17 protein-coding genes are annotated in these 26358 nt (G+C 38.6%); 6 read left to right on the top strand and 11 right to left on the bottom strand.

The window, feature by feature from the left end; translation table 11 throughout:
- Window positions 1-3: 3 nt before the first annotated feature.
- The 3 genes from ABJH98_RS16625 to ABJH98_RS16615 all read right to left on the bottom strand — a co-directional run bounded on the left by ABJH98_RS16625 (window position 4) and on the right by ABJH98_RS16615 (window position 2761).
- Window positions 4-1608: a HAMP domain-containing sensor histidine kinase gene (locus ABJH98_RS16625; protein WP_348308827.1), complete on the bottom strand. Its 1605-nt coding sequence runs from the start codon at window positions 1606-1608 to the stop codon at window positions 4-6.
- A 62-nt stretch (window positions 1609-1670) separates the two neighbouring features.
- Complete coding sequence (locus ABJH98_RS16620; protein WP_348308826.1) at window positions 1671-2390, bottom strand: YjjG family noncanonical pyrimidine nucleotidase; 720 nt, start codon at window positions 2388-2390, stop codon at window positions 1671-1673.
- The gene (locus tag ABJH98_RS16615) at window positions 2387-2761 is read right to left on the bottom strand and encodes a metalloregulator ArsR/SmtB family transcription factor (protein ID WP_348308825.1); all 375 of its coding nucleotides are present in this window, start codon (window positions 2759-2761) and stop codon (window positions 2387-2389) included. The genes ABJH98_RS16620 and ABJH98_RS16615 overlap by 4 nt, the downstream gene beginning before the upstream one ends.
- 126 nt (window positions 2762-2887) lie before the next feature.
- On the opposite strand from ABJH98_RS16615, the gene ABJH98_RS16610 reads away from it, so the two are divergent.
- Entirely contained in the window at window positions 2888-3514 is a 627-nt protein-coding gene (locus tag ABJH98_RS16610) for a carboxypeptidase-like regulatory domain-containing protein (RefSeq protein ID WP_348308824.1), read from the top strand.
- Window positions 3515-3569: 55 nt separating this feature from the next.
- Here ABJH98_RS16610 and ABJH98_RS16605 read toward each other — a convergent pair whose 3' ends face one another.
- A complete protein-coding gene (locus ABJH98_RS16605; RefSeq protein ID WP_348308823.1) occupies window positions 3570-3896 on the bottom strand; it encodes a hypothetical protein in 327 nt (108 codons plus the stop codon).
- Between the two features lie 262 nt (window positions 3897-4158).
- Between ABJH98_RS16605 and ABJH98_RS16600 the strand changes: the two genes are divergently transcribed.
- Together ABJH98_RS16600 and lipB are read left to right on the top strand one after the other, a co-directional pair.
- The gene (locus tag ABJH98_RS16600) at window positions 4159-5841 is read left to right on the top strand and encodes an AMP-binding protein (RefSeq protein WP_348308822.1); all 1683 of its coding nucleotides are present in this window, start codon (window positions 4159-4161) and stop codon (window positions 5839-5841) included.
- A 42-nt stretch (window positions 5842-5883) separates the two neighbouring features.
- Complete coding sequence (gene lipB / locus ABJH98_RS16595; RefSeq protein WP_348309102.1) at window positions 5884-6606, top strand: lipoyl(octanoyl) transferase LipB; 723 nt, start codon at window positions 5884-5886, stop codon at window positions 6604-6606.
- On the opposite strand, the gene ABJH98_RS16590 is transcribed toward lipB, so the two are convergent.
- Together ABJH98_RS16590 and ABJH98_RS16585 are read right to left on the bottom strand one after the other, a co-directional pair.
- Complete coding sequence (locus ABJH98_RS16590; protein ID WP_348308821.1) at window positions 6603-7304, bottom strand: LytTR family DNA-binding domain-containing protein; 702 nt, start codon at window positions 7302-7304, stop codon at window positions 6603-6605. The genes lipB and ABJH98_RS16590 overlap by 4 nt on opposite strands.
- Window positions 7301-8362 (bottom strand): histidine kinase, encoded by a 1062-nt coding sequence (locus ABJH98_RS16585; protein WP_348308820.1) that lies wholly within the window; start codon window positions 8360-8362, stop codon window positions 7301-7303. The genes ABJH98_RS16590 and ABJH98_RS16585 overlap by 4 nt, the downstream gene beginning before the upstream one ends.
- Window positions 8363-8535: 173 nt before the next feature.
- On the opposite strand from ABJH98_RS16585, the gene ABJH98_RS16580 reads away from it, so the two are divergent.
- The gene (locus ABJH98_RS16580) at window positions 8536-9300 is read left to right on the top strand and encodes a hypothetical protein (RefSeq protein WP_348308819.1); all 765 of its coding nucleotides are present in this window, start codon (window positions 8536-8538) and stop codon (window positions 9298-9300) included.
- A gap of 90 nt (window positions 9301-9390) precedes the next feature.
- Here ABJH98_RS16580 and ABJH98_RS16575 read toward each other — a convergent pair whose 3' ends face one another.
- The 5 genes from ABJH98_RS16575 to ABJH98_RS16555 all read right to left on the bottom strand — a co-directional run bounded on the left by ABJH98_RS16575 (window position 9391) and on the right by ABJH98_RS16555 (window position 20389).
- Window positions 9391-13125 carry a M4 family metallopeptidase gene (locus ABJH98_RS16575; RefSeq protein WP_348308818.1) on the bottom strand — a complete coding sequence of 1245 codons (3735 nt, stop codon included), beginning with the start codon at window positions 13123-13125 and terminating at the stop codon, window positions 9391-9393.
- Window positions 13126-13443: 318 nt separating this feature from the next.
- A complete protein-coding gene (locus ABJH98_RS16570) occupies window positions 13444-14643 on the bottom strand; it encodes an SAM-dependent methyltransferase (protein WP_348308817.1) in 1200 nt (399 codons plus the stop codon).
- A gap of 91 nt (window positions 14644-14734) precedes the next feature.
- A complete protein-coding gene (locus ABJH98_RS16565; protein WP_348308816.1) occupies window positions 14735-15727 on the bottom strand; it encodes an aspartate-semialdehyde dehydrogenase in 993 nt (330 codons plus the stop codon).
- Between the two features lie 162 nt (window positions 15728-15889).
- Complete coding sequence (locus tag ABJH98_RS16560) at window positions 15890-17917, bottom strand: choice-of-anchor B family protein (protein ID WP_348308815.1); 2028 nt, start codon at window positions 17915-17917, stop codon at window positions 15890-15892.
- A 66-nt stretch (window positions 17918-17983) separates the two neighbouring features.
- Complete coding sequence (locus ABJH98_RS16555; protein WP_348308814.1) at window positions 17984-20389, bottom strand: ABC transporter permease; 2406 nt, start codon at window positions 20387-20389, stop codon at window positions 17984-17986.
- Between the two features lie 18 nt (window positions 20390-20407).
- Here ABJH98_RS16555 and ABJH98_RS16550 point away from each other — a divergent pair, with 18 nt between their 5' ends.
- Both ABJH98_RS16550 and ABJH98_RS16545 read left to right on the top strand, forming a co-directional pair.
- Window positions 20408-20836 carry a DUF1801 domain-containing protein gene (locus ABJH98_RS16550; protein ID WP_348308813.1) on the top strand — a complete coding sequence of 143 codons (429 nt, stop codon included), beginning with the start codon at window positions 20408-20410 and terminating at the stop codon, window positions 20834-20836.
- Between the two features lie 77 nt (window positions 20837-20913).
- Window positions 20914-26250: a lamin tail domain-containing protein gene (locus tag ABJH98_RS16545; RefSeq protein ID WP_348308812.1), complete on the top strand. Its 5337-nt coding sequence runs from the start codon at window positions 20914-20916 to the stop codon at window positions 26248-26250.
- Window positions 26251-26358 lie beyond the last annotated feature (108 nt).

Below are 26358 nucleotides of genomic sequence, written 5' to 3'. Positions count from 1 at the left end.
GCATCAATTATTTAGTTGGTAAGGAAGAAAGACAGTAAACTCACTTCCTTTTTTAGGCTCACTCCGGACCTGAATATTTCCACCATGCGCCTCCACCATATTTTTCACATAAGATAGCCCTAGGCCAAATCCTTTTACATCATGCAAGTTACCGGTTGGAATTCTATAGAATTTTTCAAAGATTTTGTGCATGACATCCTTTGACATCCCAATACCTTTATCGACTATTTTAATCATAATTCCCTTTGCGTGATCAATCGTCTTTATCTGAATTGAAGGGTGATCGGCCGAATATTTATTTGCATTATCCAATAGGTTGTAAACAATATTAGTCAAGTGCATTTGATCTGCTGTAATCTTTTGATTGATGGCTTGTAAGTCCTTCGAAATCACACCCCCTTTATTAATTACTTGGATCTGAATGTTAGCCATCGCATTTTCTATGATCTCATGTACATTGACTTCTTCTAGTTTCAATTTGAAATCGTTTCTTTCAATTACCGCCATTTGCAGTACTTTTTCGACCTGCAGACCCAGTCGCTTATTTTCATCATGAATGATACCCAGATATCTTTCGTTTAACCCCTCAGTGTTCCTAATCTGTTCGTCTCGTAAAGCTTCACAGGCTAGTGAAACCGTTGATATTGGGGTTTTGAACTCATGAGTCATATTATTGATGAAATCATTTTTGATTTCAGACAATTTCTTTTGTTTAAAGATCGTATGTATGGCATACGAGAAACAAACCAAAATAATCACAATAAAAATGAGTGAGGACAATAGCGTGACCCATATTTTTCCTAACAAATAATTTTGTTGATCAGGAAATCGGACCACTAAATATCCCGCAGCTCCCATAATATCATTTGGAAACAAACTCGCTCTTAAATCAGAAGATTGAAGTTTCTTTTTACTGTCTTTAATCTGCTCAATGGTAAATTGATCCTCAATAGGGTCAAAAATTCCAAAATCATAGGGCAATTCAATTCCTCGATCTAACAAACTATTTCTTAGCAACGAATCTGCTTCCGCTACGTCCATTCTACTTTCCAAAGATTTCACTCCAGCAAACAATTCATGCATCGCCAGTTGCACATATTCGCTCTTTTTTGCAATTCGCTTGAGCCTCTTTTGGTATTCAACGTTATTGGTAATGATTGAGTCCACTTCGCCCTCCTGTATAAAGATCTGTTCTTCTGGGTTGTCGGATGGAGTTTCAGTGAGCTTAATTGATACGTTTCTCAGATTTGGGTTATCCTTTTCCGAATCAAAATAAAAACTTAACCACTCTGGTCGCTTGCTGGTATCCTTTGCATAATCCTGAACCTGGATCACCTTTTTTTCAAAAGTACTCTCAATCAATTCGAATTGAGTCGAATCATCCTCTGATGGGCTTTTGAAAGCAAAATTTGTGTGAAAGTTGTCAACAGCAACTTTCATAGCCTCTTTCTTTTCAAGTTTTTGCGCTACAGTAGTCAATGCATCTTGCACATCTCTTTTGAATGCTTCTTCATTTGCCCCTATAATACTTTCGATCCAGTAAACTTGAAAGACCACGAGACCCACTAATGAGAGACCCATAGCTACAATTAATCCTCGAATAGCCATTTGATTCATGCTCCAAATTTACGTTTTTGGGATAGTAACGATTTGTATTTAACCATTTTTAACTAAGGTCTAATACTCAAAAAATCAATGAGCTCATTTAATTGACGAATCTCTAAGGTGACTTGCTCTGTATGATTATTTTTAGCTGGATTAAAGTACACTTGATCCATTCCAAAATCTCGAGCTCCTTTTATGTCAGTCATCAAATTGTCTCCAATCATGAGTGAGTCACTTAGAGTTGCTCCAGTATGCTTTAATGCATATTTGTAAATTCCTGGACTTGGCTTTTTATGTCCTGCTTTTTCTGAAGTAATAATTCTATCAAAATATCGATCCAATCCTGAATATTCCATTTTGATAGATTGTACTTCCTCAAAGCCATTGGTAATGATATGGAGATCAAACTGGTCTCTGCAATAATTCAATACATCAAATGCCCCGTCAATCACTTTCTTTTTTTTCGAACATTCATTGAGAAAACTAGCATTTAATTCCTTGAGCATGTCATCTTTAATGCCATTCATATTGGCATTGGCAGCTTCCAAAACAATTCTGAACCGGTTGTTTCTAAGAAAAAACTTATCAATTCTACCAGCATCCAGATCAGTCCAGAGCTTGGTATTCTCATGAAAGAAAATATCTCGAAATGCAAGCGCATCCTTTACCTCATACTTGCCAAGGTCAAATCTTTCATAAAGATCGATCAGTGTCTCAGAAGCATTGGCATCCCAATCCCAAAGCGTATGGTCAAGATCAAAAAATAAATACTTGTATGATTTCAATTTTGTAATGGATGTTTATTGATGGATAACTCTCGATTCGAATGGAGCACTTTAAGTGTTTCCAAATCTTTTTGCAGCTGTTGATCTTTATTCAAAAATTTGAAAATTTGTGATACCATACCCATTACTTCTTCTTTTATTTGGTAAAAAACCCATTGGTCCTTTTTTCTAGATTTTAGTAATCCTGCATGTTTGAGGTACGTAATATGCCTTGAGGTTTTGGTTTGTGTAAAATCCAAAACATGTTCGATATCTGAAATACTTAACTCATTTTCATTGAACAATAGGAACATAATTCTAACACGTGCTTCCTCTGAAAAAGACTTAAAAATTTGTGAACCAAATTGAAGATTAAAATGCTTTAGTTGCATGGATTCGGTAGTTTATAAATTAAAAGCATCGAAACCACCAGAATATAATTGCTTAATAATTGTGTAGCTTTGTATGCTTAGAAAACCAACAAGTGCAAATTAGCATTAATTAAAGAAAAAGAATCGGTGAAGCACATTTTAGCAGTTCTCTTCGGAATCATATTCATTTTTTACGCTTTTGTTTCCCAAGGGCAGACGGATCAAAAAATCATACAATTTTCTGGAATTGTATTAGGAGAGGATAGTACATCGGGCGTACCAGGAGTGCACATTTTTGTCCCTAAGGGAGGCCGAGGAACTACATCTAATCCATACGGCTATTTCTCTATGCCTGTCTTGGAAAAAGATAGCCTGATTATAAGCGCAGTCGGTTATGAAAAAATGCATCTGATCATTCCAGAAGGTGCCAATGAGAACTATACAGTCATCATCGAATTATTGCCAGACACGACCTTCTTACCTGAAGTTGAGATCTATCCTTTTCCTACTGAAGAATTGTTGAAAGAAGCCATTTTGGCCATGGAAGTACCTTATCAATATCAGTATAAAAATATGCAGCAAAGCCTAGATCAAGCCATGCTCAATAAAATGTACAGAAATTTACCCATGAATGCTGGTAACAATCACAACTACTATGTGAACCAGCAAATGGTCACCTACAATGCCCGATTCCAAACAACTTCTGTTCCTTTGCTGAATCCATTCGCTTGGGGTGAGTTTATCAAATCGCTAAAGAGAAATAAAAAGAAGTAAAGAGAAAAGGGGCAAATTTTGCCCCTTTTCATCAACCAACCGTAAACTATTATCTTTATTCTTCGAGCTGATAAATAATTGCAGCACTCGATTCCATTATCAAATTACTTTGCCCGATGAGCACTCTTAATTCCTGACTACTTATCTCCTCCATGGGCGTCATTTCGCCAGTCAGAATTAAATTAAATTCTTGATCAAATATTTGAACAGGTACGGGACAAGCCACGCATTCATCTGCTTTCAAATCTTCTGTGTCTACGATTTCCAAGATTTCTATCTCGGTGCTTGATTCTTCGTTTTCCTTCTTTTCCTCTGAATTGGCTTGGAGATTGAAGCTGAAAGCCACCAGGGATAGTGCGAGTATTATAGTGTGGGTTTTCATGAGTAATATATTTTGAGTAATTGACCTTGCCAGATTTATTGCTAATCTAGTGCCAAACATTTTAACTATTTGTATATCAGATACTTATAACTATATTTAATCTTTAATACAAAGCTCAACTGTTCGCATCTGTACATAAAATAGGTCAATCCTGTACATAAAACATTTTATTATCTACCCTCGTAGTTAATTTTTCATTTTGACGCTGGGATGGTTTTGAGCTTTCAATTATCTTGTTGGGTACAACAAGAAGCTCTTCTTCATGCATGGAAAACTTAACATTGATAACCTGCCTACCCTCACCGAAATGCTTTACCAATGGGAGCAAACAAAGTCCGATGAAGTTTTTCTCCGGCAGCCCTTTGGAGCACAATGGACTACTTATACTTGGGCAGAATCTGTTAATCAAATTCGAAGAATGGCCAATTACCTTCTTGGTCTCAAACTAGCTCCTTTAAGTAAAATTGCCATCGTATCTAAGAATTGTGCACATTGGATATTGGCAGATCAGGCCATCACTATGGCTGGTCATGTTTCGGTTCCATTGTACCCCAATCTGACCGCTCAACAGCTCAATGAAATATTAATTCATTCTGAATCTCAAGTTCTATTTACAGGTAAACTTGATGACTGGAACACCATGAAAGCTGGAGTACCTGAATCAATTCATGGCATCGCTCTTCCGCTGAGCAATGAAACTCAATATGCCCAATGGGATGAACTGATGGAATGCACCGATCCTTTGGCGGAAAATCCAATTCCTAATAGGGATGATAAGGTTGCCATATTGTACACTTCTGGCACTACGGGCACGCCCAAAGGAGTGATGTTGCATCATTACAATTATCAGTTGGCAGTTCGAGCTGTACAAAAAGTGTTGTCAGTAATTGATAAACCTCATCGATTTTTCTCTTACCTCCCCCTGTGTCATGTGGCCGAGCGAGGAGTGGTTGAAACCTGTAGCATATACTCTGGCGGGAGCATTTCATTTGTAGAATCTTTGGACACCTTCGTCCAAAATTTGCAAGATACCCAACCGACAATCTTCTTCGGCGTTCCAAGAATATGGACCAAGTTCCAATTGGGCGTACTAGCTAAACTTTCACAAAATAAATTAAACCTATTACTTAAGCTGCCAATAATTAAAACTCTGATCAGGAATAAGATTAAAAAAGGGTTGGGTCTGAGTAGAGCTGAAATAGTAGTGACAGCAGCGGCGCCATGCCCAAAATCTTTGCACGATTGGTATCATCAAATAGGACTCTCGCTTTTGGAGCTATATGGCATGACCGAAAACCATGGCATCTGTACCATTATGCCTCTGGACAATATGAAGATAGGATCAGTAGGATCAGTCTATCCTGACATGGATTTGAGAATTGACGCAGAATCTGGTGAAATATTGATGAAATCGGATTGGTTAATGTCTGGGTACTTCAAAGAACCTGAACTTTCTGCTCAAGTATTGGCAGATGGCTATCTGCACACAGGTGATATGGGACAGCTCGATGCAAATGGTTTCCTCACCATTACAGGCAGAATAAAAGATACTTTCAAAACAGCTAAAGGAAAATTTGTAGTGCCTGGGCCAATCGAATGGGGTTTTGCACTTAATAACGATGTGGAACAAATTTGTGTTTTAGGAAGAAATTTACCCCAACCCATTGCACTTATCGTCCTATCTGAAATTGGTCTAAACAAATCTCCAGAAGAAGTCCTTGACGGACTAAAAGAGACCATTTCACAGGTAGTTCAAAATTTGATGGACTATGAAAAACTCAAAAAAGCCATCATCGTAGAAGAACCATGGAGCATAGAAAATGGGATACTCACGCCTACTATGAAGATCAAAAGAAACATTCTTGAAAAACGATATAGAGATAAATTGGAAGCATGGTACGAACAACCAGATACCGTTATTTGGGAGCGTATTTCTGCTGTTTGATCTCATTGGTTCTTTGTAGTTTTGCTGGAAATAATAGGAGAGATGAATGCAGTGCTGAACAAAAAAACAAAATTTATTGATCTGGGTTTGATTGATTATCAAGAAGCCTGGGATTATCAGACGGATCTATTTGATAAGTCTGTGGCACTCAAAATAGAGAATCGAAAAAAAGAGTCTGATAAGCAAATTGCCACACCTAATTATTTGATCTTCTGCTCTCATCCTCATGTTTATACCCTCGGTAAATCTGGTGACCAAGCCAACTTGCTACTAGATGAAAAAGGACTGAAGGAGAAACAAGCCACTTTCTATAAGATCAATCGAGGGGGTGACATCACCTATCATGGGCCAGGACAAATTGTAGGTTATCCTATCTTAGATTTAGACAATTTTTTTACTGACATTCATAAGTATCTCAGGTTACTCGAAGAAGCGATCATTCTCACCTTGTCTGATTATAAAATCAAAGCTGGGAGAATTGACGGACTAACTGGTGTATGGATTGACATCGACAACCCGGCAAAAGCCAGAAAAATTTGCGCCATGGGTGTAAAATCTAGTCGATGGGTGACCATGCATGGTTTCGCATTTAATGTAATGACCGACTTGAACTACTTTCAAAATATCATCCCGTGCGGAATTGATGACAAAGCCGTGACTTCATTGGAATTTGAATTGGGAAAGAAACCTGACATGCTAGAAGTGCAGGAAAGGCTTAAGGGACACTTGGCACATCTTTTCGAATTAGAATTGATTCAGGACTAAAGCACAATCTTACCCAGACGATCCATAACCTCTGCTTTGTAGTTTCTACCTACAGGAATGCTTTCATTATTAAGCTCTACTTCACTGGCTGAGTAGCTTTCAATTTTGGGTATGTTGATGATAAAAGATCTGTGGACTCGGATGAAATGATTGGCTGGTAATTTGGTTTCCAACACGCTGATTTTCTGATGGGTCACTACCTCTTTTTCTGCTGTTTTGATTTTCACGTAGTCCTTGATGCTTTCGATATACAAAATATCCTTTAGGCACACTCGAATCATTTTTTTGTCGCACTTGAAAAATATAAAGTCATCTCCTTCCGCACTGGTAGAAACTTCTATTTCCTTCGAATGATTCAAAGCTTTTGACACTGCTTTCATGAATCGATCAAAAGAGATGGGTTTTAGCAAATAATCCAATACCTCCAATTCAAACCCTTCAAGCGCATATTCACGATAGGCGGTAGTAAAAATTACTTTTGGCGGATTGGTTAAAGTATTCAAAAATTCAATCCCAGTCAATTTTGGCATTTGAATGTCAAGAAAAATCAAATCAACTTGTTCTCCAGATTGGATATATTCAAAAGCTTTAATTGCATTTCTAAACTTGCCTACCAACTCCAATGATTCAATGCGTTCTACATACGATTCAATCACTTCGATTGCCAGCGGCTCATCATCGACTATTATACACTTCATGCCGTTTTCTTAAAATTAATTTCCATTAATACAGTAAAAGTTTTAGTTCCATCTACAATGTCCAATCGATAGTCGTTGCGATAAAGCAAATCAAGTCTCCGCTTCACATTTTTCAAACCTATGCCATGTTCGTGATCATCTAGTCTTTGTGTTTCACTCTTACTATTCTCGATGCTTACCTTGAGTGTGTTTTCAATTATTGATAAGTCCAGGTATACCCAAGATTTATCCAACTCTTCATTTACTCCATGCTTAAAACTATTCTCCAAGAATGGCAATATAATCATAGGGGCCACATATACACCACTAGTCTCGCCAGTGATCATAGCTCTTATATCTAGGTTGTCACCATGTCGCATCCGTTCAATTTCAATGTAATTTTTAATGAAATTCAACTCATTGTCCAATGGCACTTTAGGAGCGTTGCATTCGTAAAGCATGTAATTGATCAATTCAGAAAGTTTCAATACCATCTCCGGGGCATGATCTGATTTTTTAAGCGTAAGCGCATAAAGGTTATTTAAAGTGTTGAACAGAAAATGAGGATGTATTTGAGTTTTTAGAAATTTAAGTTCCGCATCCAATTTTTCGTGAGCCAAGATCTGCTTGTCCTGCTGATTGACATACCAATGCTTTAGAATCTTGATAGTAGTGGCTAAAAATACCACTGGATAGATCTGAACGATCCCTTTAAAGATTTTGAAAACCTGCAAGACGGGTTCGTTTAAGTACTTGGGATAAAACAGTGGATATTCTACATAGTAGGTAATCAAACGGTAAATAGAACCACCTGTCAGAGCAGAAGCAATGAGCAAAAAAGCAAACGAGACCCACTTACCTTTTAGTACATATTTGGGAAGTAGAACGTAAATGGTGTAGTAGGTTATCACAATTTTGACGGGTAAATAAATGGCTTGATCTAAAAAAGCCAGTTTCCACTCACCCTTATAACTCCCCCAAAGAGTAGCATGGAAAACCACATAGCTCAGCCAAAACAGTACATGACAAAACAGCCTGTTTTTAAACAATCTTCTAATTCTGATTTCTAGATTTCCCATCTCAACAAATATACATTTTCGAACCTTTAAAAATTCCAAAAGGCCACATACGACCAATTGCAGCCTACGAAATCACCAAATCAGGTCAATACTGTCAATTGCCTATGATATCAGTCAATTTTTTAAGAAAATGAGAAATTTTGGTTTATTTGCGCATTAGAAACTTCTATTATATGCACAAATTTATTTTATCAGCCACTCTACTATTATTTGCACATCTCTCTTACGGCCAGGATCAATGGCTTGTCACTGCAAAATTGGATACCATATATGGGGATATCACTCTGCAGACTGGTGATCAATATAAAGCTGATGAGGTAAAAATAAAGGACGGAAAGGACAAAAATATATTTAAGTCATATCATATTCGATCTGTTCATTTAGCAGAAAATAAAGAATATGAAGTTTTGAAGATTGATGAGAGGTATCAATTTGTTCTAGTTGATTTGAAAGGAAAATATTTTTCACAGTATTATTATCTAGACCCTTCCTCCACTAGTTCAACAAATTATGCATTAAAAATATTAGTGAATTGGGAAGGTCAACAATACAAAGTGAGCAATCTTACTTCTCGTAAAAAATATGCGACATTTTTTGAAGCATGTGAGTCTGTAAGTGAAAAAATATTGTCTGGAGAATTTAAAAAACGTGAGTTGGACAAAATTTTTGCTGAATTTGATAGCTGTATCGACGAGAAAAATAATCGAGATCAGACGGTTCAAAAACCACTCCCTATTTCAAATGATATAGAAGCTTTTATTTCAGAATTGAAGGCCAAGGAGCTGTATCAAGGCGACTTATCCATGATGATCAATGATATTAATCAAAAATTGCTGAACCAGCAGGAGGTGCCGAAATATTTGCAACAAGCCGTATTAGAACAGCTCGGCGATGATGTAGAATTAAAATCTAAATTTTCTGCATTGTTAGAAAACTAGCCACAAAAAAACCGGAAAGGTTACCCTCTCCGGCTCGTATTTATATTAAATAATAAAAGGTTGCAATTGCTTAACGCTCCATTACTTCATTTATTCTTTTGAGAACTTCTTAATTACAGATTTTCCGCCTTGATCAATAAGGTGAATCAGATAGATTCCAGATTTCAATCTGCTCACATCCACTTTACTATTAACCAATTCTCCGGCTGCAACATTCTTACCCATTAAGTCAGTGATCGCGTATTCTACTTCCTCTCTCGTAGTAACAATATTTAAGAAATACCCCACGACTGGATTTGGATACATATCAACACTTACAGGTGTGCCTTCTGATATAACTGAAGAAGCAAATCCACTAAAGGATGAACCACCTACGCAGAAAGCAGTAGTCTCACTTGAGCCAAATGACCCACCTGAGGCCAAAGTTGAACTTCCATCAGTCAATGTATAAGAACCACTTCCATAGCTACAGCAAATACCGTCTCCATAAGAGTCATTCATGACCAGGCTATAGCAGCCGTCTGCCAAATCAACATTTACATTGATTGTAGATCCATCAGGCTGAGAACCGTAAGTTCCTCCAGAAGCTACTGTTGTACTTCCATTCATAATTGACCAGCTAGTCTCTTCTGGGTAATTGTCGAAGGTGATAGAAAGAGTCACACCGTTAGTACCTCCCGTTGTTCCTGTAGAAAACGAGATATCATCCACAGCCATATCTCCTCTGTAACTTGATCCTGTCACTCCCACAAATCTCAATTTTACAGTTTGTCCTGCATATGAATCCATATTCACATCCGCAGTCAGCCAACTGTTGCCCTTGTTTCCTGATTGTGACCAAACAGAAGACCAGTTGTTTCCATCTGTAGTAGCTTCAAGTGTCAAACTTCCCATATTGGAACCATACATGTGATATTTAAATGAGAAATTAGCAGCAGTCTCTCCAGACAAGTCGTAACATGGACTTTCAATTCTAGTCACTTTACTTGGGTAATTTGGGCTAGAGGCTTCCACATACATATAGTAGCTACCTTCAGATGCACTGCTTGGCCCTGTCGAACTCGATGGAGTAGACCCTGTTCTTCTGGTCCAATCTAAATCGTCGCCACTTTGATTAGTCCAAGCACCAAAACCAGATTCAAAACCTTCAGCATATGGAATTGTAGTAGTTGATGAACAACTCATGCCTGCACTTTGAGTGGTAACATTTACTGTGTTGCTTGCAGCGGAAATATTTCCGGCGAGGTCTTTTGCTCTAACACTAAATGTATAAGCTGTTCCAGCCGTCAAACCTGTAATATTTGCAGATGTAGCTGTTACCGTGCCTACATTAGTTGCCCCTTGATATACATCATACCCAGTTACTCCTACATTGTCCGTTGAAGCGTTCCAGTTCAAAGTCAAAGTAGTTTGAGTAACCGCTGAAGCTGCCAATCCCGTTGGAGTTGAAGGAGCTTCGGTATCTGCTGTACCAGTTACCACTTGAATAGTGTAATCTTCTACTTCTCCATATTGGAAAGATTCGCAAGACGTTGGAATTCCGTTGTATTTCATAGAAACTCTCATCCTCGTGTTGCCATTGCTCGCGCCAGTAGGAACTGTGAAAGAACCACTCACAGGAGAAGTTTGTGTAGCTGATTGTGTATACACTTGTTCTCCAGAATCAGTAAAATCTCCATCTTGGTTATAATCTACCCATACAGAATAAGCCTCGTTGTATACTGATCCTGTCCATGTAGGAGTAATCGTGACAGTATAAGAATCACCTTTAGTCAAACTAGTAGATTGTGTGGTGTAATCTCCATATCCACCAGAAGAAGCACCAGTACTATTGTCTATTGTATTCAACTGCACACGGCTGATGTATTCGTCAGAAGTGTTGTTACCATTAGAAGCACAGTAGTTGACTGGAGGTGTTCCCGTAGTAGTTACATTCAAGTTAGATGAAGCGCCACTACCACCTGTAGAACAATTGGCTACCACTGAACAAGCATACTGAGTGCCTTCGATAAGCCCGGAAGCTACATAGCTCGTTCCTGAAACAGTAGAAGATGATCCACCGACAGTTACGGTATAGTCACTTGCTCCTGAAACACTATTCCACGAAAGTGTAAAGCCATTGTCTCCTATACTAGAAGAACTGAAGTTGCCTGGTGCAGCCAAAGCACAAGTCTGAACATATTCAGAACCTACGCCTACAGCATACCATGAATTCGTAACTGCGATTTCTTGAGCTGATCCAGAACCGAAAAGTTCTACAGCCGATTGGATAGAATAAGTTCTGAAATCCGCATAATCAGATGTAGAATTCAAATAAACTGATTCTGTTCTCCAAGTAATAGCAGCTGCATCGTCTACCCCAATACCAGTTACGCTGTAAGTATCACTTACATCGTTTGTGCCAGATTCACCCGCAGCTAGTACATAAAACCAGTGGTTGGTCACACCGCTATTGGTATGCACTCCACAATAATCATTACCACTACTTGGCGTACAATTTTGGCTCACCCAGTAAGTACCTCCATAAGTATCTGGATCTCCATAAGCCTTAGGATTTGACATAGATCTGAAAGTTTGACCAATCTCAGTACCTAGATTCCAAATGTCCTTGTTCAATCCATAGTTTTGGTTGACGTAGTATTCCACACAAGCACCCCAGATATCACTAAGGCCTTCATTCATTGCACCAGATTCTTTTTCATAAACTAAGTCAGCGGTACCAGTACAAAATGCATGGCCTATTTCGTGTGCTGTGATATCAACTGTGGTCAATGGGTCCAAGCTATTGCCTTTTCCATATACCATCACATATCCAGTCCAAAATGCATTGTCGTTATATCCAGATGGGTAACCAAAAACAGACTCTATATCTGTATTTACATGACTTTCTATAGCTGCGCCGCTACCATCATAACTATCTCTGCCATAATTTGACATGAAAAAATCATAAGTAGCTTCTGCAGCAAAATGTGCATCAAGTGCAGCATTGTCTTTATCAGCATTGTCATATTCTGCAGATGTCCAGCTGTTATTGCTGTCTGTGTACTCTGATGATCCATTTGGACGACCCGTGATGTTGTTAGCACTTGTTGCTGTAGTAGCATCGTAAGTCAGTACTCCATTTCCTCGAGAATAGTCTCTTAATCTATAAGATCCTGAGTTGCTATCTGTAGTAATAGACTGTGTTCCACTATATCTAGTAGCTGCAGAACCAACTGCATCAGCCTGATGAATCTTACTGTTGTATCTCACTACCTCACCAGTTTCAGCATCGATATAGACATAAGCATTTACAAAAGGCTTACCTCCTACAATGTGATACTTATAAGCCAATCTAGACTTGTAACCATTCGCAGTGTTTTGAATAATCACTAGCTCCCCAGTTGGTCGTTGTTCGTTACTTCTTCCATTGGAAGAAGATTCCCACGCAAATTCAGTGGCCTCTGTGGCTGATTTTGCTCTGCTAAGAGCTGCATCATCAGACAAGGATGGACTCAAATTTACATTATCGACTGGCTTATAATTACCAGTCATGTGCGTAGCCACTCCATTCTTAGAGTGAATGGTGTAAGTCGATCCTTCTACTTTAATTCCCTTGTAGAAGTGTTCGAATTTCTCATGGCGATAACCTAATCGATCGTCTTCCGTTTTGAGCGTTCGCATCTCTTCGGAATCGTTCATTCTTAGCTCTTGCCTGAGCAATTTTGTTTTGGATATTCGTCCTTGGCTAGGTTCTAGCTGGATGAAAGATTTGGAATTGCCTTGTGCAAATCCTTGATAGCAGACACATGCTGCCACCAAAAGTGTAGATAACACTTTTTTCATAATAATTAGTTTTAGTTTAATAATAGAGTTAGTTGTATATTCAAGCATTCCGAAGAAATTCGAAATGAGATGAATCAATAAGAATTGAGTTGAATTTTGACCGTAGGAATCGGTATATATCTGGCGAGTGCCAAACGTATAATAGTTCGAGAAAACAGGACAAATGTTCTGTTTCATAATTGAGTTAGGTTGGGTATAAAATATTATTCTGTCTGGAGAATAATTTCCCAATTTAATATCTAAAACTCAATTATGCAAAAACGTGCGTTTATTTGAATTAAACTCTGATTTTATACGAACAAATGTTCGTAAATCAATTTAGCTTCGAACTTTCTTACACACCAAAACAGTCAAACTTCCATCCATCAAAGTGGTAGCAAAGAGGTAAATTTCTCCCCCTTCATTGATACCTGTTTTTTTACGAATTTCTTTGACAGTCATTGGATAATTGCGCACCGTAATGTTTGCCTTGCCTTGAGGTAAAAATGGCTTGAGCTTTTTCTTATTTAGAACCGTTTGATCAATAATTCTAAATGACCTTCCAGGAAAATCTTCGACGAATTTTTCTGAGGTGTACAGATGAGAATTGCGATGCAATTTATTTACTGAATAGGCATTTGAAACGGCATTGAAGCCACCTGCTTTCATGATTGAGGCGTTGGGTTCGTAAAGAAAATTTAATGGCTGACTAAATACTGGGCTCTCATTTTCTTGAGCTTCAGAAAATTCAAAGACATCCATTTCATCTTTTGTAAGATTTGCTGCTATGCGATTGACAGGCCCACTATAATTGGGTACTATTCTAAAAAGTAATTCCTTGCAGTCATTTTTGACCGACACTATATGCACTTCTTTCACATTTGGCAATACTTCAAGAGCCAAATGAATATCTAAAAGAGGAGAAAGCTTGATGAGGACTTCAGCCTTGCGCTCAAGTAGCATAGGAACAATCAGATTCAAATCTGGCGTACAGTCCTCAATTTGAAAGACCTTTTGATTCGACTCATCTCGTCTTGCAGGGTCAATGAAATATAAGCTGGCTGGCTCCTTTTCTTCCGCTAGATATTCTTCCGCAGTTTGATTAAAAAAAGATACGTTGTCTTTTCCTAATTGACCAAAATTATGCTTGGCCAGTGCTACTAGCTCTTCAGACCTTTCGATATAATTTGCCTTTTTGAATTGGCGAGACAAATAGAATAGATCAATTCCAAATCCTCCAGTCAAATCTGCAAGGGATTTCCCTTCAACTAATGAAGCCTTGTACTTCGCAGTCTCTTCTGAAGAACACTGCTCCATAGACACACCATGAGGAAAAATGATTTCTTGATTCGCAAACCATTCTGGCAGCTTAAGCTGAGCTTTCTTTCTGGATTGGATTTGAGCAGCTATCTCTCTGATAGGCAGGTCAGGAATTTTTTTTGATTGCAGCACCAAAGCCACAGGATCATCATTAAGATGTGTCTGAATAAATTCTAGAACATCTGCTCGGCTTAGTATATCTATGAGTGAATGGGACATAAAAAAACTGGCTCAAATGTAAAACATTCGAGCCAGTCATCTTCTTTGTGCAGTTGGCAAATTTGCACAACATACTAAAATAGGTTTCTTGTTAGAGCACCAAGTTATGCTCAGTCACATACTGCGCAATTTGCACTGCATTGGTGGCTGCTCCTTTTCTCAAGTTGTCTGCCACGATCCATAGGTTCAAAGCATTTGCCTTAGACTCATCTTTTCTGATTCGCCCTACAAAAACTTCATCTTTTTTATGAGCCGTCAAGGGCATAGGATATACATTGTTGACTACGTCGTCTTGAATGACTAAACCTGGGACTTTGGACAATATTTCTTTCACTTCGGCCAAGTCATACGGCTTGTCGAATTCGATATTTACGGCTTCTGAGTGACCTCCCATGGTTGGGATTCTCACACAGGTGGCAGACACTTTGACGTTTGAATCTCCCAGAATTTTAACCGTCTCATTGGTCATTTTCATTTCCTCTTTGGTGTATCCATTGTCTTGGAATACATCAATATGAGGCAATACATTCATATCAATTTTATGCGGGTACACCATGTTAGGTGTTTCACCATTACGCTCGGCCATCATCTGATCTACTGCTCCTTTTCCAGAACCCGTCACTGATTGATAAGTCGATACGATCACGCGATTGATTCCATATCTCTCGTGCAATGGCCCAAGAACCAACACCATTTGGATAGTAGAACAGTTAGGATTGGCTATGATTCGATCATCAATCATAATAGCCGAACCATTGATCTCTGGAACGATCAATTTTTTTGTTGGATCCATTCTCCATGCTGAGGAATTGTCAATGACTATGGTGCCCACTTCGGCAAACTTTGGTGCCCAATCTAAAGAGGTACTTCCACCTGCTGAAAAAATGGCGATGTCTGGCTTGGCAGCTACAGCATCCTCCAGACCAATCACAGTATGAGCTTCTCCTTTATATTCAATTACCTTTCCCACTGATCTAGCAGAGGCAACTAACATCAGTTCGTCGTATTCAAAATTTCTTTCCTTGAGGACTTCTAGAATTTCCGATCCTACCAAGCCCGTGGCTCCTACTACAGCTAACTTCACTTTTTGTACTTTTAATGAGATTTCAAAATTAGTATAATTCTATTGAGAACCTGCGCTACGAAATGATGAAAAATTTCGAATGCGTTAATTAAAACCGCTAATTGTTAAATTATTAACCAATTAAATGTCCCATTAAAAAAAACTAACACATTCAAAATGTTATTACTTCATCAGTAGCTTTTCTCGTATCCTGTTGCCCTGACTATCTTCTATTTCCAGAAAATATAAACCAGCATATAAACTTCCGGCATTGATCGATTGCTGCTGTCCTGAAATCACTAAACCATGTAAAACCTTTTGACCACTTGCGTTAAAAATAGAATAGGAAAGCTGCTCTCCTTTTCTACCTCCTTTCAATTGAATAAAAGATTCTCCAGGGTTTGGATAGACTACTATATCGTTCTCTAAACTATCTACAGCTGTGATGATCAATGTAATATCGCTTTCAATCTCTCGTGTGCCACAATCATTGGTTGCGGCTAGAATTACCGTATAGTTTCCTGATGTACTATACTCGTGAGTAGGCGATTCAATAATTGTCTTCGAAGAGCCGTCTCCAAAATCCCATTCATAAGAATCTCCATTGACCGTAAGGTTGGAAAAAACCACCCTATTATTAAAGAAATCATAATCAAAGTCGGGAGTTGGTTTTACGTTGAGAGTGAGCATGGCACTTTCACTTGTATATTCGTTGTCCGAATCGGAAGCCACACATCTGAAACTAATGCCATCATGTGCTGTCTGACCATCTTTGATGATGAGCATATTGCTATTTATGTTGGAATAATTCTCTGTGTCTTCGATATCAACGAAGCCTGATCCCAAATCATATTGCCATTGATAAGTCAAACCGTCACCAGCAACTTCAAACCACACATAAATCTCTTCTTCTTCACACCCCTCGAAATTTTCTGGCTGATGCACCACATAGGAAGAACTGTAATCTACTTTCACTAAAAACAGACCGTTAGTCTGATCAGAAACTGCAATGGTTCCACTTTCAAAAAAGGGATAATTACTCCAATTCCCAGACCAATCGACACCTTCAAGATCGGGATAAGTATCAAAATATCCTGTTTCTCTTATAAATCCTTTGGCCACTTGTGAAATATCGAAAACTCTTAACCCACTCACATAATTGGATTGATACATCATATCACCTACAATGTACAAATTATGATCTATCGATGATGTGGTATGATCATAAACTTCAAGCAACACTGGATTATCTAAATCCTGCACATCCCAAATAAAAGTTTTTGTAGTATTTGTAACGCCACTACTTTCATCTAATTCATCATTGGATATAAAATATTTGTGATCCTCGGTTAACCAACCCTGATGAATGTATTTAACACCATCATAGCTCACACTTGAGATCATAGTTATACTTTCCTTGTCATCAACATCAACGATGGTAACTGTCTCTTCATTAGAATTAAAACAGATTTCCTTTCCTGAATAATCAGCATCTGGTCCGTTGTAAATCACGCACTGCGCATCATGAGTATAGCCATCGTTATCAAAACACGCCTCATAGATTGGGTTTTTTGGATCTTGAATGTTTACAATATGCAAACCACCCGAACCACAAGTAGAAGCACCAGTAGCACCTACTACATAAGCAAATCCTGTTTCTTCATTGATCACCACATTGTGTGCATTTCCAACTCCATCGTAATGTCCTGCTTCTGTAAAAGTAATAGGCTCTTCTGGTCTACCTAATTCCCGAAGTTCAGTCAGATCAAATACCTGCATCCCATGACTGGCATCTTCACTTACGATGTAGGCATGGTTGCTGTAAACTTTCACATCACGCCAAACTGAATTTCCTCCTCTTTGATTAACTCGAGATGAATTTGCCTCCGTAGACTCCGCAGCATGATGCTCTGGCAAATATCCCAACATAATTGGGTCTGTTGGGTCAGTAATGTCGACAAAGGATGTTCCATTGGCCATGCCAACTATCGCGTATTCGTTCCCTGTTTCAGAATCAGCCCATCCCCAAATGTCATTGAGATATACACCCCCATCCTGCTCAGCCAGCAAATCACTAACAGACAAATGGCCCAATAGGGAAACATTTTGGCAAGGGTAATCGCCGGCCATACCATCCACGCAAGGAGTAGTCTGAGCCATCAAAATGGCAGAATTGCTTATCACAAGCGCAAGCGCTATTAATTTATTCATATCAAAAAGGGTCATGTTTTTGTGTTGTTTAACGCACAAATATGAATAGACTTGATAAGAATTCGTTTACTCTCGAAGCATATTTACAGGATTCTCTAATGCAGCTCGTATGGAATACCAACCGATTGATACTAGTCCAACGGCAACAATAGATCCTACCGAAATTATCAAAAGGCTAAATCCTATTTCAATTCGATAGGCAAAGTTATTTAGCCATTCATTGCTCAAATAATAGGCAAGAGGTAATCCTATCAAAACAGCAAAGCCTATGACTGAAAGTTGTTTGAAAGTGAAATACTTTAAAATCCACCATTCAGAAGCTCCTAGTGTTTTCCTTATAGCTACTTCTTTCCTCTTGAGACCTGTCAGGTACGCAGATAAGCCATACATGCCGAAACCTGCCAGAAATATTGCCAATAAAGTGAAAATAGAAAACAGTTCTTGTGCATTCGCTTCACTTTCGTATAGCTTTTCCAGATTGGAATCTAAAAAAGAATAAGAAACTGTTTTGGCAGGCAAAAATTCATTCCACAGATTCTGCATTTCTTGGACAGCCGTTTGGGTCTGGCTTTCTTTGACTTTGAATACTATCTTTTGAGAAAATCTCATGCCATTGGATATGACCAAAGGACGTATGGGCTCATGCAAAGAGTGAATATGAAAATCCCGCACCACACCAATTACTTTCAATTGTGCTGTTCTTACGGTGTTTTTAATAAATGAGTTCACAGCCTGGTCCGCGCTAACCCAGCCAAATTGTCTCATGGCTTCTTCATTAATCAAAACATAACGAGCGGTGTCTGTGAAATCACTTTTTCGGTAGTTCCGACCTGCTATCAGCGACAAATCATAAATATCTACACAGTGCTCATCTTTAGTAAAGAAAAAAGAAACATTCACAGGGCTTCCTTCATTCTCTGTAGTAGTATAAGTAGTCGCTCCATTTACAAAACCAGGCACTGACGATGCGCTAGTACCTTGCAAAACATGAGGAGACTTCACCAATTCATTTCTGAAAATTTCATCTCTATCACCAAGCTCATCTGCATTGTCGATGATCAAAAGGTTCTCTTTGTCATATCCTAAATCAACGGATTTCAAGTATTTATTTTGCTTGATAACGACTAACGTAGCTACTATGACCACTAAAGAAACACCAAACTGTAGCCCTACCAATATATTTCTAACCCATCTTTCTTGAGCAGATTCTGTGCTGCTTTTGGAATTGGAGCTTATAATCTCGGTGGGATAAACGCCAGAAAGCTTGAGTGCTGGATAAATACCCGCCATCAACCCAAGTGTAACAGCAAAAGCAAAAAATATCGCCAAAAAAGAAGGTGCCAACAAGACATCTACTGTCCAGGCTTTCCCTGATAATTCATTGAAAAATGGAAGTAGCTGAAAGGACAATATCAGTGCTAATACCGCAGATAAAAAAGTTACTGCTACGGACTCAGATAGCAATTGCTTGGTCAATTCTATTCTCGTTGCACCCATTATTTTCTTCAACCCAAGTTCCTTCATTCGCTTACCTGCTTTGGCAGTAGAAAGGTTCACATAATTAATGCACGAAATGATTAAAATAAATATCCCTACAGCTAGGAACAATTGAACATTACTTTTGTTGCCATTAGGCATAAACTCCCACCTGAGATTGGAAGTCAAATGAATATCAGTGAGTGGCTGAAGAAAATAATCATAACTATTGCCTTCTTCCAGCCATTTTTCAAAATCCATTCCGCTAGTATTCATGGCCATTTGCTGAAGTAAAAATTGTCGCATTTTGAGTTCAAACTGAACCAAATCTGTACCTTCATGAAGCTTGAGATAGGTGAAATAAAAAAACGCCGTACCCCATTCATTCCGATAGCGCGGTTCTCTTGAGTCTTGCATAGGTAGGATCAAATCCGCTTCAAAATGCGAATTATCCGATAGGTTTTTGATGACTGCACTGATCTGATAGATGATACTGTCTCTAATTATTACTTGTTGACCCACAACTTCAGTACTATTAAAATATTTTCGCGCCAGCTTTTCTGTAAGCACCACTTGTCTTGGCTGAGACAACGATGTTTCGATAGCACCACTTATCACTTGGCAATCGAAAACTTTAAAAAAATTAGGGTCAGCATACAATCCTTTTTCTTCTACAAAACGCTCCTGACCGATTACTACTTCTAGATCTCCATCAGCAAATCGTGTGGCCTCATCCACTTCTGGGAAATGACTCGCAATGGCCGGTCCGACTGGAGCTGGAATGGAGGCCCATCCAACTTCATTATTAGGGTAAACACGATTGAGCGCGACTCTATATATGCGATCAGAATCTGTGTAATGATTGTCATAGGTCAGTTCACTTTGCAAGTAAAGAAATATGAAAATGGTAGAAGTAGTGCCTAAAACCAGACCGATAAGATTAATCGCATAATAAAGCTTATTGCGACGGGCGTTTCGTAGGAAGAATTTTATCATAGTGGTAACTTTAGAAAAATGCCTTTGTTAAATTATCACATCTGGCCGAAAAATACCATGAGCTTAGAACGGATGACAGATGTCGACGCATACATAGCAACCTTTGATAGTTCTCAGAGACAATTATTACGTGTACTACACGGACTCGTTTTAAACCAATTTGACTTACAAGCTAAAATCAGGTATCGCATCCCTTTTTACTACAACAAGAGTTGGATTTGTTATTTGAATCCGCTCAAAAAAGGTGGAGTCGAATTGTGTTTTCTTCGTGCCAATGAACTCTCCAATGAAATTGGTTGGTTGGATTTTAAAGACCGAAAACAAGTGGCGGGAATTACATACAATTCTGTAAAAGATATCAATGAAACTGCCCTAAATCAAATACTACAGGAGGCACTGATTTTGGATGAATCTATCCAATATGGATCTAAGCGAAAGAAAAAATAAACCACTATTTCTTGTATTGAATTCATCAAGGAGTGATTGATCATTTATCATTAAATTAGATGTTCGAATTTAGATTTATGAAACACCTAATCACATTGCTCTGCCTGATTCAATTTCAGCTATCAATCGCTCAAATTAGTGATGACTTTTCGGATGGTGATTTTACTAATAATCCAACTTGGAGTGGGGATGATGGGGATTTTACTATCGACTCTGAGGAACTTCATCTTGACGCTGCAAGCCCAGGCGAATCATATCTCACAACATCAAATACAGACATTGACAATGCCGTATGGGAATTTTTGGTCAAGTTGGATTTTGCAACTTCAAGCCAAAACAGAGCTTATATTTATTTGGTGTCAGACATTAGTGATCTGGATGGAGACGTCAATGGATACTACGTATTGATTGGGAATACTTCAGACGAAATCAGTCTCTACAGGCAAGACGCCACAACTACTTCAGTTGAAATTATTGACGGAGTAGATGCCACAGTTATGACTCCTCCAACAGAAGTACGAATCAGGGTAACTCGCGATGCTCTTGGAAACTGGGAATTGTTTAGAGACTTATCAGGTGGTACTTCATTCACATCAGAAGGAGCGGCACTTGACAATACTTATAATTCTACTCTTTTTTATGGTGTTCTTTGCGACTATTCTACGGATAACGTTGATGGTTTCATATTCGATGACATATCAGTATCCACCACACCAGTGGTAGCCAATTTCGGCATTACCTCTCTTTCCATAGAAGGTACCAACGCCATAAGAGTCACCTTCAACCAAAATGTGGATGAAACGACCGCAGAAACATTGGCCAATTACTCGCTCAATTACGGATTTGGCAATCCCACTTCTGCAGTACAAGACATGACCAACTTAGACGAGGTACTACTCACCTTTTCAGAAGATTTTGTCAACAACGATTATACGCTCAATATTGATCAGGTTCAAAATGAGGCGCAAGACGAGACTATATCTGACGATGATCAGATATTTAATGTAGAAATACAAACACCTTTTAGAGATATCGTGATCAACGAAATCATGGCAGATCCAACGCCTGTAGTAAGTCTCCCAGATGCCGAATACCTGGAACTTTATAATACTTCCGATCAAGATATAAATATTGGAGACTTCGAATTTGATGGTGAAATCTTAGATGATTTTGTACTACCATCCCATGATTTTGTTATACTAACCGATGACGTCAATACCGGATTGTTTTCAGGTAATGTGCTTGGTCTCAATCTATCCCTGACCAATTCAGGTAAAGTGCTCGAATTGTTTGACAACCTAGGCAATTTGGTAGATAGCGTTTCTTATAGTGACGACTGGTACGAAAATGCAGACAAAGACGACGGCGGTTACTCGCTAGAACAAATCAACCCTGAGCTAGCTTGTAGTTATGAAAATAATTGGACTGCCTCCAATGATACTGATGGAGGAACTCCAAGCTCACAAAATTCCGTGTACGATGATACGCCAGATACGGACGGCCCGAACCTGATCGACTTGGTGGCTACCAGTGCCAATACGTTCTTGCTCACCTTTGACGAGCCCATGGATGAATCATCCTTGACAGTAGCTACCTACGGCTTTGATAATGGTATTTCAGAAAATGGAGTGACGCCGATTAGTCCAGGTTACCTTTCAACTTCTATTGAAGTGACTCCTGATTTAATAAGTGGCACCACTTATACAGTAACTGTGACTAACGCTACTGATTGTGCAGGAAATGCAATTCAAAACAACACTTTCGCCTTTACTTACGACACCAGCCCACCTGAGCTATCCCGTATCATAGTCAAAAACACAACTCGAATTGATTTACTTTTTGACGAAGCACTAGACCAAAGTATTGCCGAAACAGAATCCAACTATTCTTCAGACCACTCAGGAGCCAATCCATCTTCAGCAGAACTTGACGAATCTAACTTCGCCATTGTAAGTCTAACTTTTGACCTGGAATTTGAACTAGGCGTTGAACATACTTTGACTATTGATAACCTAGAGGATACTCAAGGAAACGCTTTAGCTTCGACCCTGACTCCTACATTCACTTATACACAAGATGTGGATAGCGTGTTTGTAATTGGTATTAATTTATTGGACATCTATTTTGATCAAGACTTGGATGAATCCAGTGCACTAAATACAAACAACTATGTAGTGGATGATGAAGTTGGCACTCCTTCATCCGCGTTCATTGATAGCAGCAATGAACGTCTGGTTCATTTGGCTTTCGCCAATAATTTTGATGATAATAAAGATCTGACTTTATCCATCAGGGATGTGAAAAATGATGATGATGATTACTTGACCACTCCAGAAATAAGCTTTGTCTATGATACTTCTCCTCCCAAGCTTGACACGATCTATGTCACATCATCCTCGACCTTGGAAGTGGTATTTGCTGAAAAAGTAGAATCTCAATCTGCTCAATCCAAAGAAAACTATGAATATGATGAAATTTACCCTATTGCCGCTACCTTAGAAGAGGATCAGAAGACCGTACTTCTTGAATTTGCAGAAGAATTTGAAAGGGAAGTCGTTTTCGAACTTTATATTGATGAGGTCAAAGATCTTTATAAAAATGGGATCAAAACAAGAATCAAACAAGCATTCGTCTATGACATCTTTGAACCACAATTGGACAGTATTATTGTTAGATCTGCTAATGAATTGGTACTATGGTTCAATGAAAATGTAAACCAAACTGTTGCGGAAAATGTATCCAACTACGCCATAGGTGCAAGTGAAGATCAGCCAAACAATGCCACACTGGATCTGGAATATCAATATTTAGTTTACTTAACGCTTGATACTGACTTACCAGAAGAGTCAAATATAGATTTGGCTATTATTGCCATGGAGGACCAAAGACTAAATCCCATTTCATCAACTATCTCGGCTACATTCGATTATGATGTTTTTTATATTGGAAATCTATCGGCTGTCAGCCAAAATAGTATCGAAATAGAGTTCAACAAGGTTCCAGATCTCAATACAAAAAATACACTTGCTAATTATTCTTTGAATGAAGAATTCGCTACTGACATTGAATTTTCAGAGGATCGAAAAGCCATCATTACTTTTTCTTCTGCTATGGAAGACAATTCTGAAAATCAATTGCAAGTTGAAAATATCACCGATCAAAATTCAAATAACCTTTCCATTAATACCTACACATTAGGATTTGATAGCCGAATTTTGAGTAGCTCAACCATTGGTGATCGAACAGTGGCCTTAGAATTTGAAGTTGCCTTAGATATAGATCAAGATTTAACTCTGTCAGATTTCAATGCTTCACCCTCTCTAGGAAATTGTGGAGCCGCGATCATTGATAATGAACAACCCGAAATCCTTAGACTAACGTTTGAAAATGCCATAGATGCAGATGTGCTTTACTCCATTTCTTGGCAAAACTTGATCAATGAATATGGGAACAATTTACCCAACTATTCTACAACGGCTATCAATGATCAAACTGCTCCTTCGGTTGACCAACATCTCATATTGAATGATAATATGATCTGGATAAAATATAGTGAGCCACTTAATGAGGGGTCTGCGGAATTTTTACTCAATTATTCTATAGCTCCTTCCATAGGCCATCCGACAGAAGCAAAATATGCAGCTACGGACTCCTCTGTTCTACTAGAATTTTCATCGTCATTTTCAGAAGTGACCAATTATACTTTAAGCATTGACAATATAGAAGACCTTGCTGACAACGCACTCTTTGATCACATGATCGAATTTAATTATGAGGCGGTTGAAACTCCTGATTTTGGAGATCTAATCATAACAGAAATTATGGCTGACCCAACACCTGAGGTGGGACTCTCGGACAAAGAATATATAGAAGTTTACAATACTTCAGACAAAACCATTTCATTGGTTGGAATAAGCATTGTAGATGAAGGGGGGACAACAACTATTGTATCTGGAGAAATCGAAAGCGGACACTATATAGTTCTAACCTCCACATCAGGTGCAACTGAGTTTCTTGATGTGAAGGCATTAGCAATCACTAGCTTTCCTTCATTGAACAATTCTGGGGAGACTATTTCGCTCTATGCTGGAGAACAACTCATTTTCAGCACTACTTATTCAACAGATTGGTACAAAAACAGTGAAAAAGAAGAAGGCGGCTGGTCGTTAGAAATGATCGACGTTGGTAATCCATGTGGTGAGTATAGCAACTGGACAGCATCCAGTGATGCACAAGGAGGAACACCTGGGCTTGCAAATTCAGTCGAAGCATCAAACCCAGATAATTTTGGTCCTGAACTCGTTTCAGCAGTTGCTACTTCAGATAATTCTATTCAATTAACTGTAAATGAAAAGTTGCATCCAGTTTCATTTTTAAATGCAAATATTCTACTTACGCCTGCTAGAAACTTGTCATCGTCAATGCTACTAGAACCAAAAAATACTCAAATAGAGCTCAGTTTAGAAGAGGATTTAGAAACGGGACAGTCTTATGAAATTGAGCTGTCCAACGTTTCAGATTGCTTATACAATGCAATAAATGATGAACAAAACGCTGTGAGTTTCAGACTTCCTGAATTGGCAAACCCCAATGATATAGTAATCAACGAAGTGCTCTTCAATCCCAACGTCGGAGGGGTTGATTTTGTAGAAATATACAACAACTCAGAAAAAGCAATAAACCTCAAAAATTGGGCATTGGCTGACAAAATAAGTGACCAAAAAATTATAACCAATGAAAACTTAGTTCTCGATCCTTTCGAATATTTAGCATTTACCCCTAACCCAGCCATTCTAATCACAGAATATCCAAAAGGAGAGGCATCGAAAATGATTGCCATGAATGCTTTCCCTGGCCTGTCAGATACGGAAGACTCCGTTTTGTTGATTAGTAACGAAGGGCTCATTATCGACGAAATGAAATATGAAGACGATTATCATTTCAACCTACTTGATGATGACGATGGTGTATCGCTAGAAAGAGTATCCTTCGAAGCAGAAAGTTTCAATCCTGACAGCTGGAAGTCTGCTGCTAGTACAGTCGGGTATGCCACACCTGGAAACGTCAACTCACAGTTCAAATCTGAAAATCAATCCACAGCTACCGTTTCTATCGATCCAAGAGTATTTATTCCTGACAACTCCGGCATGGATGATTACACTACGATCAACTACCAATTGGATCAATCAGGAAATTTCGCAAATGTTCACATTTATTCTGTCAATGGAGTCTTGATCAAAACGTTGGCAGAAGGCGAATTGCTATCTACCACAGGTTTTTTCACCTGGGATGGCACCACCAACAATGGTTCTCAAGCTTCTGTCGGTTACTACATGGTTATTTTCGAGATATTTGATGGATTAGGCAATAAATCAATCCAAAAAGAGACTGTCGTACTTGGCGCTCGTTTTTAGGATTTTAGCGACATGAAATTTAATTTTTAGGAGAATCCCCTAGTTCACATTTACGCTTTTACTCTATTTCAGCTTTGAAGGGAATACCACAATTTTGCTATTCACAAG

The sequence above is a fragment of the Reichenbachiella sp. genome (genome assembly GCF_039969095.1).
Classification (GTDB): Bacteria; Bacteroidota; Bacteroidia; order Cytophagales; family Cyclobacteriaceae; genus Reichenbachiella.
This window is presented reverse-complemented; position numbering and strand designations above follow the sequence as displayed.

Bases quoted from the DNA above. Each gene is read 5' to 3' on its own strand.
- ABJH98_RS16575 (WP_348308818.1), bottom strand. From the start codon at position 13,125: ATGAAAAAAGTGTTATCTACACTTTTGGTGGCAGCATGTGTCTGCTAT.
- ABJH98_RS16545 (WP_348308812.1), top strand. From the start codon at position 20,914: ATGAAACACCTAATCACATTGCTCTGCCTGATTCAATTTCAGCTATCA.
- ABJH98_RS16555 (WP_348308814.1), bottom strand. From the start codon at position 20,389: ATGATAAAATTCTTCCTACGAAACGCCCGTCGCAATAAGCTTTATTAT.
- ABJH98_RS16590 (WP_348308821.1), bottom strand. From the start codon at position 7,304: ATGAAGTGTATAATAGTCGATGATGAGCCGCTGGCAATCGAAGTGATT.
- ABJH98_RS16615 (WP_348308825.1), bottom strand. From the start codon at position 2,761: ATGCAACTAAAGCATTTTAATCTTCAATTTGGTTCACAAATTTTTAAG.
- ABJH98_RS16600 (WP_348308822.1), top strand. From the start codon at position 4,159: ATGCATGGAAAACTTAACATTGATAACCTGCCTACCCTCACCGAAATG.
- lipB (WP_348309102.1), top strand. From the start codon at position 5,884: ATGAATGCAGTGCTGAACAAAAAAACAAAATTTATTGATCTGGGTTTG.
- ABJH98_RS16550 (WP_348308813.1), top strand. From the start codon at position 20,408: ATGCCTTTGTTAAATTATCACATCTGGCCGAAAAATACCATGAGCTTA.
- ABJH98_RS16605 (WP_348308823.1), bottom strand. From the start codon at position 3,896: ATGAAAACCCACACTATAATACTCGCACTATCCCTGGTGGCTTTCAGC.
- ABJH98_RS16570 (WP_348308817.1), bottom strand. From the start codon at position 14,643: ATGTCCCATTCACTCATAGATATACTAAGCCGAGCAGATGTTCTAGAA.
- ABJH98_RS16580 (WP_348308819.1), top strand. From the start codon at position 8,536: ATGCACAAATTTATTTTATCAGCCACTCTACTATTATTTGCACATCTC.
- ABJH98_RS16625 (WP_348308827.1), bottom strand. From the start codon at position 1,608: ATGGCTATTCGAGGATTAATTGTAGCTATGGGTCTCTCATTAGTGGGT.
- ABJH98_RS16560 (WP_348308815.1), bottom strand. From the start codon at position 17,917: ATGAATAAATTAATAGCGCTTGCGCTTGTGATAAGCAATTCTGCCATT.
- ABJH98_RS16585 (WP_348308820.1), bottom strand. From the start codon at position 8,362: ATGGGAAATCTAGAAATCAGAATTAGAAGATTGTTTAAAAACAGGCTG.